This is a genomic window from Propionivibrio sp. (assembly GCF_029255185.1).
Taxonomy (GTDB): Bacteria; Pseudomonadota; Gammaproteobacteria; order Burkholderiales; family Rhodocyclaceae; genus Propionivibrio.
On the sequence record NZ_JAPUVO010000070.1, the window covers coordinates 23,279 to 35,436 of the forward strand.

Below are 12,158 nucleotides of genomic sequence, written 5' to 3' on the forward strand. Positions count from 1 at the left end.
GATTAGAATAGGGGTGTTATGGAAAGCGTCAACTTGACTGATCATTTTCTCATCGCCATGCCGGCCATGGACGACCCATATTTTTCAAAATCGCTGATTTACATCGCTGAGCATAACGACCAGGGTGCGCTGGGCATCATTGTTAACCGCCCGATCAACATGAATCTGGCGACCCTCTTCGAAAAAATCGACGTGCCTTTCGCGTCCGCAGAGTCCATTAACCTGGCCAATCTACCAGTCTTTTTTGGCGGGCCGGTACAGACCGATCGTGGCTTTGTTCTACACCGGCCGGTGGGCGCCTGGCAATCGACGCTGGCGGTCAACCAGAGCGTCGGACTGACCAGTTCGCGTGATGTGTTGCAGGCCGTTGCGCGCGATGGGCAGCCGCATGAGATCATGGTTTCACTCGGTTATTCCGGCTGGGGTGCCGGCCAGCTCGAACACGAACTGGCGCAAAATGCCTGGTTGACCGTACCGGCCAAGCCTTTCATCCTCTTCGATTTGCCTTACGAGGAACGACTGTCGTCGGCGATGGAGATGCTCGGCGTCGATTTCATCAATCTTGCAGGACAGGCCGGGCATGCTTGAGCCCGGCAAACGCCAAAGCGGGACGATTCTGGCTTTTGACTTCGGGGAAAGGCGCATTGGCGTCGCCGTTGGCGAGTCGGCACTTGGTCAGGCGCACCCGCTAACAACGATTCGCAGCGAGGTCAATGACCAACGCTTCGCCGCCATCAGTGCGCTAATCAGTGAATGGCAACCGTTCAGCTTGGTCGTTGGTCTGCCGCTAACGCTTGACGGTGGCGCGCACGCCATGACAGCGCGTTGTACCCGTTTCGCCAACCAGTTGCGCGGCCGTTTCGGCCTTCCCGTCGATTACGCCGAAGAACGCCTGACTTCGGTCGAAGCCGAGGAACGGCTGCGCGAAAACGGCCAGCACGGGCAAGGTGCCAGGGAGCACGTCGACGCGCTGGCCGCCCAGATCATCCTGCAGTGCTTCTTCGAACGCCATTCCAAATACTTTTTTCAAGACGCCAAGGATACACATGCCACTGACCAAGCTACCTGATGCCGAAGCGCAATGCGCCGAGCTGGCTGAACTTATCCGCCCACAGCTACAGGCCAACACCCTGCTCGTGGGGATTCACAGTGGCGGCGCCTGGATTGCCCGGCGCCTAAATGAACTGCTCGGTCTTGGCGGTAAAATCGGCCTGATCGACGTTTCCTTCTACCGCGATGACTTTGGCGCCAAGGGCTTGCATCCGCAGATCAAGCCGACCTCGATCCCCTTTGACGTGGAAGGCAAGTCGCTGATTCTCGTCGATGACGTACTCTACACCGGGCGCACGACGCGCGCCGCAATCAACGAGCTGTTCGACTACGGTCGTCCGGCCTGCATCAAACTTGCCGTGCTCGCCGACCGTGGCGGACGTGAGTTGCCGATCTGTGCCCAGTTCTGCACCTGGCATCCTGAACTGGACCTGACTGAAGAGATTGTGCTCGAACCCGATGCCGCCGGGCGACTGCAATGGAGGCGTGCCGATCATGACTAATCCGGCGCAGACCTATCCTCTGCATCACAATCCGCAACTCAACGCCGATGGTGAACTGACTCACCTGCTGTCGATTGATGGCCTGCCGCGTGAGGCTCTGACGAATATTCTCGATATCGCGTCGAGCTTCCTTGAAGTTTCGGACCGCGACGTCAAAAAAGTCCCGCTGCTGCGGGGCAAGAGTGTCTTCAACCTCTTTTTCGAGAATTCAACGCGCACCCGAACCACATTCGAGATCGCCGCCAAACGTCTTTCGGCCGACGTCATCAATCTCGATGTAGCGCGCTCCTCGACGGCCAAGGGCGAAACCCTACTCGACACCATCGACAATCTGGTGGCCATGCACGCCGACATGTTCGTCGTCCGCCACGCCGCTTCCGGCGCGCCTTACCTGATTGTCGATCACCTGCGCCGCATTGGCCGTTCCGATGTGCATGTGGTCAACGCTGGCGATGGACGACACGCACACCCAACGCAGGGCCTGCTCGACATGTACGCGATCCGCCATTACAAGAAGGATTTTTCCAGTCTGCGGGTGGCCATTGTCGGTGACATTCTCCATTCGCGGGTTGCACGTTCGGATATTCACGCACTGACCACGCTCGGCGTTGCCGAAGTCCGTGCCGTCGGCCCGCAAACGCTGCTACCGGCGGCCATTGAGCGCATGGGCGTGCAGGTTTGCCACAGCCTGCAGGACGGATTGTGCGATTGCGACGTGGTCATCATGCTGCGCCTGCAGAACGAGCGCATGAATGGAACCCTGCTGCCCTCGGCACGCGAATACTTCCAGTGCTACGGACTGACGCCGGCAATGCTGGCGCTGGCCAAACCGGACGCCATCGTGATGCATCCAGGGCCGATGAATCGCGGCGTTGAAATCGACTCCAGGGTCGCTGATGGTCCACAGGCAGTGATCCTGCCGCAGGTGACCTTCGGCATTGCGGTGCGGATGGCGGTCATGAGCATTCTGGCGGGGAACTAGGCGATGCACGACGAAGCGAACATTATGCAAATTCAAATCATCAATGGCCGGCTGATCGACCCGAAAATGGGCATCGACGCCAAGACCGATTTGTATCTCGCCAACGGTCGTGTCGCCGCCCTTGGCCAGCCCCCGGCGAACTTTACGCCGCAGCGGACCATCGATGCCAACGGCATGATTATCTGCCCGGGACTAGTTGACCTGTCAGCACGGCTAGCCAGCCTCGAATCGGAACTCACGGCGGCGGTTGCCGGCGGCGTCACGGCCGTCGCTTGCCCGCCCGACACCAAGCCGCCACTCGATGAGCCGGGACTGGTTGAACGCTTGGTCCGGCGCAGTGAAACCCTCGGCCTGGCGCGCGTCTTCCCGATTGGCGCACTAACCCAGCAACTGGCCGGCGAAAAACTGTCAGAAATGATCAGCCTGACGCGCGCCGGTTGCATCGCCTTCTCGCAGGCCAAGCAACCGATCTTCGATACCCAGGTCCTACTGCGCGCCATGCAATACGCCGCCACCTTTGATTATGCAATCCGTCTTCGTCCACAGGATCATTATTTGGCGCGCGACGGCGTCGCGCATGACGGCGAGGTGGCCTCCCGATTGGGCCTGGCCGGCATTCCGGTATGCGCCGAAACGGTCGCCATCGCCACCGCCCTGCACCTGGCGCAGGAAACCGGGGCCCGTCTGCACCTGGCGCGGCTGTCTTCGGCGCCCGGCGTCGCCCTGGTCCGTGCGGCCAAGCACAATGGCATCAAGGTCAGTTGTGACGTGGCTATTCACCACCTGCATCTGTCCGAAGTGGATATCGGCTACTTCGACAGCCAAGCACGTTTCGATCCACCACTGCGCACGGGCAGTGACCGCGATGCGTTGCGTGTCGCCGCCGCCGAAGGACTGGCTGCCATCTGTTCGGACCACACGCCGGTCGATGCCGATGGCAAGCAATTGCCCTTTGCTGAAGCCCTGCCCGGAGCCACCGGCCTTGAACTGCTGCTGCCATTGCTTCTGAAATGGGCAGAGGAGACAAATCTTCCGCTGCTTGCCGCGCTAGCCAGAGTCACCTGCGATCCGGCCGCGATCCTCGGCATCGAAAGCGGTTCGCTGGAGATTGGTCGCCCGGCCGATGTCTGCATCTTTGACCCGGCCGAACCCTGGGTGCTTACCCCGGAAGTCCTGCACAGCCAGGGCAAAAACACGCCGTTCATGGGCTACGAAATGGCCGGACGGGTGCACACCACCTTGGTCGGCGGACGCGTTGTTTTCGAAATTTGAATCTGGGAAAGTGCGTAAACGCTCTCAACGCAGAGGGCGCAGAGGCACAGAGATCGCAGAGAGAAATTCGATATTAACGGGTGATAGTTCTCTTTTCAGAATCCTTTGACTTTGCTTTTTCTCTGCGATCTCTGCGCCTCTGCGCCCTCTGCGTTGAAAGAGGTTTACGTACCAAAGTCATTACAGGAAGATGAGCACGAGCTGCGCCAGCAGTATGGCGATCAGCGGCGAGAGGTCGATGGCGGCGATGGGCGGAACGATACGCCGGATCGGGTAAAGGAAAGTGTGGGTCAGTTGCGCCAGCGGAAGAGCCAGCGCAGAGTGCGGGTTCACCCAGGAAAGAATAGCCTGCAGAAACAGCGCTCCGATCAGCAGGTAAATGCTGATGCGCAGCGTGGCCAGCACCGCGTGCCATAGCATTAGCGCGACCAGATCGCCGCTGACCATCATTTCCAGACCGCCGCGCAACGAAAACACCGCAAACAACAGCAGGACCTGCAACAGGTAAGCCGGCAACAGGCTGGCCAGGTCGAGCCCGAACAGTCCCGGCAACAGCTTGCGCAATGGCATGACCAGCCAGTTGGTGAGTTGCACGACAAAGGCGCCGACCTGATTGCGGAATGAGACACGGAAAGCCTGCATGTAAAACCGCAGGAGCAGCGCGACGCTGAAGAAGCCGATCAGTGTGTCGAGCAGGAACAGTTCTGCTTGCATCAACATGATCAATCCGCTCCGAGCAATTCGCCCAACTCGCCACCGCGTGCATTGGCCGCCAACGCGCCGGCGACAATGCCCTCCTTGAAGCCGTGTTCGATCATCTTCAGCAGTGCAGCCTCGGTTGTTCCGCCTTTTGAGGTCACCCGCTCACGCAGCACGCTAGCGGGTTCTTCAGACTGGGCCGCCAGCTTGGCCGCACCCAGCGTCGTTTCAATTGAAAGCTGGCGTGCTTGGCGCTCGGTAAAACCGAGCTCCATTGCGGCTTGCTGCAGGGCTTCAATGAACAGAAAGAGATAGGCCGGACCGCTGCCGGAAATGGCCGTCACGGCATTCATCTGGGCTTCGTCGGTGACCCACAAGGTGCTGCCGACGGCCTGCAATACCCGTTCGGCACCGAGTCGTTCGGCCTCAGAGACGGAGGGCAGGGCAAATAGGCCGGTGACGCCGGAACTGATCAACGCCGGGGTATTGGGCATGGCGCGCACCAGTTTGTCGTAACCGCCCAGCCAGCGCGACAGATCGGCCAGGCGCAGGCCGGCGGCAATGCTGATGATCAGTTGGTGTTTGAGCTGCTTGCGCAGTGACACACAGGCCGTGCGCATCTGCTGCGGTTTGACCGCCAGTAACAAAACGTCACTCTGCAGGGCAACGCTCTCCGGCTCGGCGTAACAGCACACCCGGTAGTCTTTTTCAAGCCGCGCACGACTGTTTTCGTCGATTTCAATAACGGTTATCTCGCTTGCAGGAAAGCCATGATTGAGCAAGCCCCCGATCAGTGCGTTGGCCATATTGCCGCCGCCCAGGAAGGTTATTTTCATGTTCTGTTTCTTTCACCAAAAATTGCGCTGCCCACACGTACCATTGTGGCACCCTCGGCAATTGCCGCTTCAAGGTCATGGCTCATGCCGATTGACAGCGTATCGAGCAACAGGCCGTCCCCTTTTAATTGTTCATACGTCTCACGCAGTTGGGCAAATGCCTGTCGCTGCTGCGCAAAGTCGTCCACCGGTGCCGGAATGGCCATCAAGCCCCGCAGTTTCAGGCGCGGAAGCGATGCCACCTGGCGCGCCAGAAAAGGTACTTCAGCCACCGCCACGCCGCTCTTCGAGGCTTCGCCGCTGACATTGACCTGCAGGCAAACCTGCAAGGATGGCAGCCCGTCGGGGCGCTGCTCGGCCAGCCGTTCTGCGATCTGCAGACGATCGACCGAATGCACCCAGTCGAAGAACCCTGCCACCTGCCGCGTCTTGTTGCTTTGCAAGGGGCCGATGAAGTGCCACTCCAGCCCCAGCTCGGCGAGATCAACCAACTCGGCGGCCTTCTTCAGCCCCTCCTGCACGTAGTTCTCACCGAAAGCCTTCTGCCCCGCAGTTGCCGCTTCGCGCACCGAGGTCGCCGGCCAGGTCTTGCTGACCGCGAGCAGTCTTATCTCGTCAGGGTTTCGTCCAAACTTTCGGGCGGCGGCGTCAATGCGCACGATAACGGCTTGCAGCTTAGCGGAAATTGTAGTCATAATCAGACGTTGCCCGGATGCGCCAAAGTATAGCACTGTGCCTCTACCCCCGCTGAGGAAGAGAACCCCGATGGATATCACCGAACTGCTGGCCTTTAGTGTCAAAAACAAGGCGTCTGACCTGCACCTATCGTCGGGCCTGCCACCGATGATTCGCGTACATGGCGATGTACGCCGCATCAACCTTCCCGCCATGGAGCATAAAGACGTGCATGCCATGGTCTACGACATCATGAATGATGGTCAGCGCAAGCATTACGAGGAGGTTCTCGAGTGCGATTTTTCATTCGAGATACCTAATCTGGCGCGTTTCCGTGTCAATGCCTTTGTCCAAAACCGGGGCGCGGCGGCGGTCTTCCGGACCATTCCCTCCAAGATAATGTCGCTCGAGGATCTGAACTGTCCAAAGATATTCAAGGATATTTCCGAGTATCCACGTGGCATCGTTCTGGTCACCGGCCCGACCGGTTCGGGCAAATCGACGACGCTGGCAGCGATGGTCAACCACATTAACGAGAACGAACACGCGCACATTCTCACCGTCGAGGATCCGATCGAGTTCGTGCACGAATCCAAAAAGTGCCTGATCAACCAGCGCGAAGTCGGACCGCACACCCTATCCTTCGCCAACGCGCTGCGCTCGGCACTGCGCGAAGATCCGGATGTCATCCTGGTCGGCGAAATGCGCGATCTGGAAACTATTCGCCTCGCGCTCTCCGGTGCCGAAACCGGTCACCTCGTCTTTGGCACCTTGCACACTTCGAGCGCGGCCAAGACGATCGACCGTATCGTCGATGTTTTTCCGGCAGCCGAAAAGGAAATGGTTCGCTCGATGCTGTCCGAATCGCTACGCGCCGTCATTTCACAAACACTGCTCAAGACCAAGGACGGCACGGGGAGAACGGCAGCACATGAAATCATGATTGGCACGCCGGCGATTCGTAACCTGATCCGTGAAAACAAGGTAGCGCAGATGTATTCTGCGATCCAGACCGGGGCCCAACTGGGCATGCAAACTCTGGATCAGAATTTGCTCGATCTGGTTCGCCGCAATGTCGTTTCATCGGCCGAGGCGCGCGGCAAGGCGGCCAACAAAGAGAATTTCCAGGGTGCCTAAGGTATTCACGTAGAGAGGTAGTTTATTCATGGAACGCGATCAGGCTCTAAAATTCATGCACGATCTTCTGCGCCTGATGTCGCAGAAAAATGGTTCGGACCTCTTTATTACGGCCAACTTCCCACCGGCAATCAAAGTAGATGGCAAGGTGACTCCGGTTTCCAACCAGATACTGACCTCTTCGCACACCGCTGAGCTGGCGCGCTCGATAATGAACGACCGGCAGGCCGCCGAATTCGAAACCACCAAGGAATGCAACTTTGCTATCTCGCCTTCAGGGATCGGGCGCTTCCGGGTCAATACCCTGATCCAGCAAGGGCGGGTGGCCGTCATCTGCCGCACCATCAACTTGGCGATCCCGACCCTTGAAGAACTTGGTTTGCCGCCCGTACTGAAGGATATTGCGATGACCAAGCGCGGCTTGGTCATCTTTGTCGGTGGCACGGGTACCGGAAAAACCACCTCGCTGGCGGCACTGGTCGATCACCGCAATAAAAACAGCCACGGCCACATCATCACCATTGAAGATCCGATCGAATTCATTCACGAGCACAGGGGCTGTATCGTCACGCAACGCGAAATCGGCGTCGACACCGACTCATGGGAGGTTGCACTGAAGAACACCTTGCGCCAGGCGCCCGATGTCATCCTGATGGGCGAAATCCGCGACCGAGAAACGATGGACCACGCGGTCGCCTTCGCCGAGACCGGCCACCTCTGCCTGGCCACCCTGCATGCCAACAGCTCGAACCAGGCCATCGACCGCATCATCAACTTCTTCCCGGAAGAACGGCGTCACCAGTTGCTGATGGATCTTTCGCTCAACCTGCGGGCGCTGGTCTCCCAGCGTCTGCTCTCCAAGAAGGACGGCAAGGGCCGGGTGGCGGCGATTGAGATCATGCTCAACTCGCCGCTAATCTCCGATCTCATCTTCAAGGGCGAAGTTCATGAGATCAAGGAGATCATGAAAAAGTCACGCGAACTGGGGATGCAAACCTTCGACCAGGCGATCTTTGATCACTACGAGGGCGGGCGCATTACCTACGAGGATGCCCTGCGCAACGCCGATTCGATCAATGACCTGCGCTTGCAGATCAAGCTCTACGGCAAGGAGTCGAAGGACAGAGACCTTAACTCGGGAATTGGCCATCTCGAAGTCGTCTAGCAGTGCCCGGACCCCTCAACCCTGCGCAAAAAGCAAAGACGCCAAGATCGCAGAAAAAAATCAGGCGTGACAAGAATTCATTTTCTCTCTGCGTCCTCTGCGGCTCTGCGATCTCTGCGTTAAAAGAGGTGTTTCTCTTTGCATTGGTACTGCCACCCTAGATGCTCAGGCAGCCTTGACGTTCTTCCCGGTAGCACTGAGGCGGTTGACCCCGCTCATTAGCGCCTGGATCGAGGCGGTGACGATGTTGGCGTCCATGCCGACACCGTAGCATTCGCGTTCGCTGCCAACCTGCGTCACTTCCATGAAAGCGCAGGCTTTGGCGTCGCCGCCCTCGCGGCTGCTGCCCATCGAACGTTCTTCATAACTGCGCACCTGTAGCGTGATGCCGAGCTTGCGCAAGGCATGAACAGCGGCATCAATCGGGCCGTTGCCCTCGCCGGTCAGAACGTGGGTTTCACCGTTCATCTGCAGCGTGAGGCGAATGCCCTGGGTGGCACCATCCTCGAAGAGGTGATGCTTGACGTAGCGCACGGGGTCGCCAGTTTCGAGATAGGTTTTCGAAAAAAGCGTCCAGATGTCGGCAGCCTCCATCTCGCCACCATGCTGATCGGTGAAACGTTGAACCTCGGCCGAGAATTCGACCTGCAGCCGGCGTGGCATAACGACACCGTATTCGGTCTCAAGCAGGTAGGCGATGCCGCCTTTGCCGGACTGGCTATTGATGCGGATCACCGAGTCGTAGCTGCGGCCAAGATCGGCCGGGTCGATCGGTAGGTAGGGCAGATTCCACTGTGCACCGACCTCCTGCGCTGAAAACCCCTTTTTGATCGCATCCTGATGTGATCCGGAGAAGGCCGTAAACACCAGGTCGCCGACGTAGGGATGGCGCGGGTGGATCGGCATCTGTGTGCAGTGCTCGAAGTGGCGCGCGATGGCGTTGATGTCTGAGAAGTCGAGATTGGGCGCAACTCCCTGGGTGTAGAGATTGAGCGCCAGGGTTACCAGATCAACGTTGCCGGTGCGTTCGCCATTGCCAAAAAGGCAGCCTTCGACACGGTCAGCGCCGGCCATTAAGCCAAGTTCGGCAGCGGCCACCGCCGTTCCCCGGTCGTTGTGTGGGTGTAGACTGATGATGCAAGAGTCTCGGTGCGCCAGATGGCGATGCATCCATTCAATCTGATCGGCATAGACGTTGGGGGTGGCCATTTCCACCGTGGTTGGCAGATTGAGGATAATCTTGTTGTCCGGTGTTGCGCCCCAGGCTTCGCTCACCGCGTTGCACACCTCGAGCGCGAAGTCGAGTTCGGTCGCGGTAAAGTTTTCGGGGCTGTACTCAAGCACCCATTCGGTATCCGGATTTTCCTGGGCAAGTTGCTTAACGAGGGTGACCGCTGACACGGCCATAGTCACTACCTCGTCCTTGCTCATGCCGAAGACGATTTCGCGGAAAGGCTTGGAAGTGGCGTTGTAGATATGAACGATGGCGCGGCGTGCGCCCCTGAGCGACTCGAAGGTGCGGCGGATAAACTGCTCGCGTGCTGGGGCCAGTACCTCTATTGTCACATCGTCGGGAATATGCCGGCCTTCGATCAGCTTGCGCACGAAATCGAAATCGGTCTGCGAGGCCGAAGGGAAGGCAACCTCGATTTCCTTGAAGCCGATCTCGCACAGGGTCTTGAACATGCGCATCTTGCGCTCGGCGTTCATCGGCTCGAACAATGCCTGATTGCCGTCACGCAGGTCAGTGCTCATCCAGATGGGTGCCGTGGTGATGGTGCGGGCAGGCCACTGACGGTCGGCTATCCTGACCGGCGGAAAGGGCGAGTATTTGGTGGCAGGGTTCTTCAACATGATGGGCTACTCCTAGTTCGGTGCATGGGCTTTTTACGATGAGTCAATACTACCCAATGCGGCGCGGCAGGTGCTTGCGTTTTGTAGTCTATTAATCGACAGATACGATATATAATTGCCTTAAAAACGCATAAATAGAAATAATATGTCTTTAAGGATTCAAAATGGGCAATAATGCTGAAATTGATCGCTTCGACCGGAAGATCTTGCAGGTGCTGCAAGAAGACGGGCGCATCAGTAATCAGGATCTGGCCGACCGTATCGGGCTCTCACCTTCGCCCTGCTTACGGCGAGTGCGGGCGCTCGAGGAAGCGGGGGTGGTCATCGCTTATCGCGCCCTGCTAAACGCCAAGGCACTGGGGTACACGCTGATGGCGCTGATCTACATCTCGATGGACAAGCACACACCCGAACGCTTTGAGCACTTCGAGAAGGCCATCTGCCAAATCTCCGAGGTGCTTGAATGCCTCCTGGTTACTGGCCAGGACGCCGATTATCAGATCAAGGTCGTGGTTAAAGATATGGACGCCTTCCAGGAACTCTTGCTCAACCGCATCACACGCATCCAGGGCGTAACCGGCGTGCATTCCAGCTTCGTCCTGCGCCGGGTGGTCGACAAGACGGCACTGCCGGTTTAAGCCCGGCCATTCCGGGGAATCTGGTGAATCCGCTACTCAGTTGGCAAGCAGCGGGGCCAAACTGGAACGCATTTTTTGCATGGCTTTGGTTTCGATCTGACGAATCCGTTCGGCTGAAACGCCGAATTCTGTAGCCAGATCGTGCAGTGTTGCCGGATCGTCGCTCAGCCAGCGGGCTTCAACAATACGCCGGCTACGTCCGTCAAGATTGTCCAGTGCCGCCTGCAGCCCAGCGCCGTGCAGATGGTCGCGCGCACGCGATTCGAGAACGCGTGACGGCTCGCTACTGTTGTCCTGCAAGTAGGCAATCGGAGCAAAGACGTCGTCATCATCACTGTTTGACTCAAACGCCAGATCATGCCCGGAAAGACGTGTTTCCATTTCAACGACTTCTTCCGGCTTGACGCTCAACTGATGCGAGATATCCGCAACCTGTGCCGGTGTCAGCGCTTCGCTGCCTGGTTTCATGCTGCGCAGGTTGAAGAAGAGTTTGCGCTGCGCCTTTGTCGTCGCCATTCTGACCATGCGCCAGTTTTTCAGCACGTACTCGTGGATTTCCGCCTTGATCCAGTGCATGGCAAAAGACACCAAACGCACACCGTGCGACGGGTCAAAGCGCTTGACAGCCTTCATCAGACCAATATTCCCCTCCTGGATCAGATCCGCATGCGGCAAACCATAACCCAGATAGCCACGCGCAATCGAAATCACCAAGCGCAGGTGGGAAAGAACCAACTGGCGCGCCGCCTCCACATCCTCCTCCTCGCGGAAACGCGTCGCCAGCCGGAACTCATCCTCCTGGGTCAGGATCGGAAAATGCCTCGCTGCCTGAATGTAGGCATCGATATTGCCCACAGCCGAAATTGTCGGGAAAGCCAGAGCTTGCGTCATTTGTACCTACACCTCCTTGTCAAGGTCTCCCCAGAATTTTAGCACTCCGACACTGAGAGTGCTAAATGTGTTGATGGTTTGTTGTATCAGTTTGTAATCTAGACAATTAAAGTCGAAAACTCCGGCAGACAAGCAAAACTAGCGTGCGACCGGATCTGTGATCTCAACCCTGTAAATCGAACTGGCAAAAAACAAGGAGCGGTCGTGCTAACAAAAGCAGAAAGAAAAGCGCGGGTACTCCGCGCCACAGAAATAGTTGGCGCCGTTGTTGGGGCGAGCCAACCTCAAGTATGTCGGGTGCTCCAGGGCTGTTTGGCAGGGCAATTGCATCAAATTCCCTTTAACCCGAGGAGACTGGCGCGATAAGCATCGGAAGAAGCGGCGAGAATGCGACGAGTATAGACACCCCCTTTTTTCTTGGAGGTGTCGAGGCGGAAAAGATTGAGGACGAGGCGA

At 57.9% G+C, this 12,158-nt stretch carries 13 protein-coding genes and 1 pseudogene; 8 read left to right on the top strand and 6 right to left on the bottom strand.

Annotated features, from left to right (window positions below):
- The first annotated feature begins 18 nt into the window (after positions 1–18).
- The 5 genes from Q1J43_RS03605 to Q1J43_RS03625 are packed head-to-tail and all read left to right on the top strand — an operon-like array spanning position 19 to position 3,807.
- Positions 19–588 carry a YqgE/AlgH family protein gene (locus tag Q1J43_RS03605; RefSeq protein ID WP_301100980.1) on the top strand — a complete coding sequence of 190 codons (570 nt, stop codon included), beginning with the start codon at positions 19–21 and terminating at the stop codon, positions 586–588.
- Positions 581–1,069, top strand: coding sequence for a Holliday junction resolvase RuvX (ruvX, locus tag Q1J43_RS03610; protein WP_301100981.1), 489 nt, complete (start codon positions 581–583; stop codon positions 1,067–1,069). The genes Q1J43_RS03605 and ruvX overlap by 8 nt, the downstream gene beginning before the upstream one ends.
- Positions 1,047–1,553 carry a bifunctional pyr operon transcriptional regulator/uracil phosphoribosyltransferase PyrR gene (gene pyrR / locus Q1J43_RS03615; RefSeq protein ID WP_301100982.1) on the top strand — a complete coding sequence of 169 codons (507 nt, stop codon included), beginning with the start codon at positions 1,047–1,049 and terminating at the stop codon, positions 1,551–1,553. Before ruvX ends, pyrR begins: the two co-directional genes overlap by 23 nt.
- On the top strand, positions 1,546–2,535 hold the full coding sequence (locus tag Q1J43_RS03620) for an aspartate carbamoyltransferase catalytic subunit (RefSeq protein WP_301100983.1): 990 nt from the start codon (positions 1,546–1,548) through the stop codon (positions 2,533–2,535). The genes pyrR and Q1J43_RS03620 overlap by 8 nt, the downstream gene beginning before the upstream one ends.
- Before the next feature lie 24 nt (positions 2,536–2,559).
- Positions 2,560–3,807 carry a dihydroorotase gene (locus tag Q1J43_RS03625; RefSeq protein WP_301100984.1) on the top strand — a complete coding sequence of 416 codons (1,248 nt, stop codon included), beginning with the start codon at positions 2,560–2,562 and terminating at the stop codon, positions 3,805–3,807.
- Positions 3,808–3,987: 180 nt separating this feature from the next.
- Here Q1J43_RS03625 and Q1J43_RS03630 read toward each other — a convergent pair whose 3' ends face one another.
- The 3 genes from Q1J43_RS03630 to Q1J43_RS03640 are packed head-to-tail and all read right to left on the bottom strand — an operon-like array spanning position 3,988 to position 6,037.
- Positions 3,988–4,527: a YggT family protein gene (locus Q1J43_RS03630; RefSeq protein ID WP_301100985.1), complete on the bottom strand. Its 540-nt coding sequence runs from the start codon at positions 4,525–4,527 to the stop codon at positions 3,988–3,990.
- A 2-nt stretch (positions 4,528–4,529) separates the two neighbouring features.
- Positions 4,530–5,342: a pyrroline-5-carboxylate reductase gene (proC, locus tag Q1J43_RS03635; RefSeq protein WP_301100986.1), complete on the bottom strand. Its 813-nt coding sequence runs from the start codon at positions 5,340–5,342 to the stop codon at positions 4,530–4,532.
- Positions 5,339–6,037, bottom strand: coding sequence for a YggS family pyridoxal phosphate-dependent enzyme (locus Q1J43_RS03640; protein WP_301100987.1), 699 nt, complete (start codon positions 6,035–6,037; stop codon positions 5,339–5,341). Before Q1J43_RS03640 ends, proC begins: the two co-directional genes overlap by 4 nt.
- 70 nt (positions 6,038–6,107) lie before the next feature.
- Here Q1J43_RS03640 and Q1J43_RS03645 point away from each other — a divergent pair, with 70 nt between their 5' ends.
- Together Q1J43_RS03645 and Q1J43_RS03650 are read left to right on the top strand one after the other, a co-directional pair.
- Positions 6,108–7,154, top strand: coding sequence for a type IV pilus twitching motility protein PilT (locus Q1J43_RS03645; RefSeq protein WP_301100988.1), 1,047 nt, complete (start codon positions 6,108–6,110; stop codon positions 7,152–7,154).
- Between the two features lie 28 nt (positions 7,155–7,182).
- Positions 7,183–8,319, top strand: a complete 1,137-nt coding sequence (locus Q1J43_RS03650; protein ID WP_301100989.1) for a PilT/PilU family type 4a pilus ATPase — start codon at positions 7,183–7,185, stop codon at positions 8,317–8,319.
- A 165-nt stretch (positions 8,320–8,484) separates the two neighbouring features.
- Here Q1J43_RS03650 and leuA read toward each other — a convergent pair whose 3' ends face one another.
- Complete coding sequence (leuA, locus tag Q1J43_RS03655; protein WP_301100991.1) at positions 8,485–10,173, bottom strand: 2-isopropylmalate synthase; 1,689 nt, start codon at positions 10,171–10,173, stop codon at positions 8,485–8,487.
- 164 nt (positions 10,174–10,337) lie between these two features.
- Between leuA and Q1J43_RS03660 the strand changes: the two genes are divergently transcribed.
- Complete coding sequence (locus Q1J43_RS03660) at positions 10,338–10,811, top strand: Lrp/AsnC family transcriptional regulator (protein WP_301100992.1); 474 nt, start codon at positions 10,338–10,340, stop codon at positions 10,809–10,811.
- Positions 10,812–10,847: 36 nt separating this feature from the next.
- Here Q1J43_RS03660 and rpoH read toward each other — a convergent pair whose 3' ends face one another.
- Positions 10,848–11,702, bottom strand: a complete 855-nt coding sequence (gene rpoH / locus Q1J43_RS03665) for an RNA polymerase sigma factor RpoH (protein ID WP_301100993.1) — start codon at positions 11,700–11,702, stop codon at positions 10,848–10,850.
- A gap of 329 nt (positions 11,703–12,031) precedes the next feature.
- A pseudogene (locus Q1J43_RS03670) lies at positions 12,032–12,158 on the bottom strand (ISAs1 family transposase); the annotation flags it as partial.

What these genes read in the sequence shown, in the direction of transcription:
- Q1J43_RS03605 (WP_301100980.1), top strand. Translation starts at nt 19, where the DNA reads ATGGAAAGCGTCAACTTGACTGATCATTTTCTCATCGCCATGCCGGCC.
- ruvX (WP_301100981.1), top strand. Translation starts at nt 581, where the DNA reads ATGCTTGAGCCCGGCAAACGCCAAAGCGGGACGATTCTGGCTTTTGAC.
- pyrR (WP_301100982.1), top strand. Translation starts at nt 1,047, where the DNA reads ATGCCACTGACCAAGCTACCTGATGCCGAAGCGCAATGCGCCGAGCTG.
- Q1J43_RS03620 (WP_301100983.1), top strand. Translation starts at nt 1,546, where the DNA reads ATGACTAATCCGGCGCAGACCTATCCTCTGCATCACAATCCGCAACTC.
- Q1J43_RS03625 (WP_301100984.1), top strand. Translation starts at nt 2,560, where the DNA reads ATGCAAATTCAAATCATCAATGGCCGGCTGATCGACCCGAAAATGGGC.
- Q1J43_RS03630 (WP_301100985.1), bottom strand. Translation starts at nt 4,527, where the DNA reads ATGTTGATGCAAGCAGAACTGTTCCTGCTCGACACACTGATCGGCTTC.
- proC (WP_301100986.1), bottom strand. Translation starts at nt 5,342, where the DNA reads ATGAAAATAACCTTCCTGGGCGGCGGCAATATGGCCAACGCACTGATC.
- Q1J43_RS03640 (WP_301100987.1), bottom strand. Translation starts at nt 6,037, where the DNA reads ATGACTACAATTTCCGCTAAGCTGCAAGCCGTTATCGTGCGCATTGAC.
- Q1J43_RS03645 (WP_301100988.1), top strand. Translation starts at nt 6,108, where the DNA reads ATGGATATCACCGAACTGCTGGCCTTTAGTGTCAAAAACAAGGCGTCT.
- Q1J43_RS03650 (WP_301100989.1), top strand. Translation starts at nt 7,183, where the DNA reads ATGGAACGCGATCAGGCTCTAAAATTCATGCACGATCTTCTGCGCCTG.
- leuA (WP_301100991.1), bottom strand. Translation starts at nt 10,173, where the DNA reads ATGTTGAAGAACCCTGCCACCAAATACTCGCCCTTTCCGCCGGTCAGG.
- Q1J43_RS03660 (WP_301100992.1), top strand. Translation starts at nt 10,338, where the DNA reads ATGGGCAATAATGCTGAAATTGATCGCTTCGACCGGAAGATCTTGCAG.
- rpoH (WP_301100993.1), bottom strand. Translation starts at nt 11,702, where the DNA reads ATGACGCAAGCTCTGGCTTTCCCGACAATTTCGGCTGTGGGCAATATC.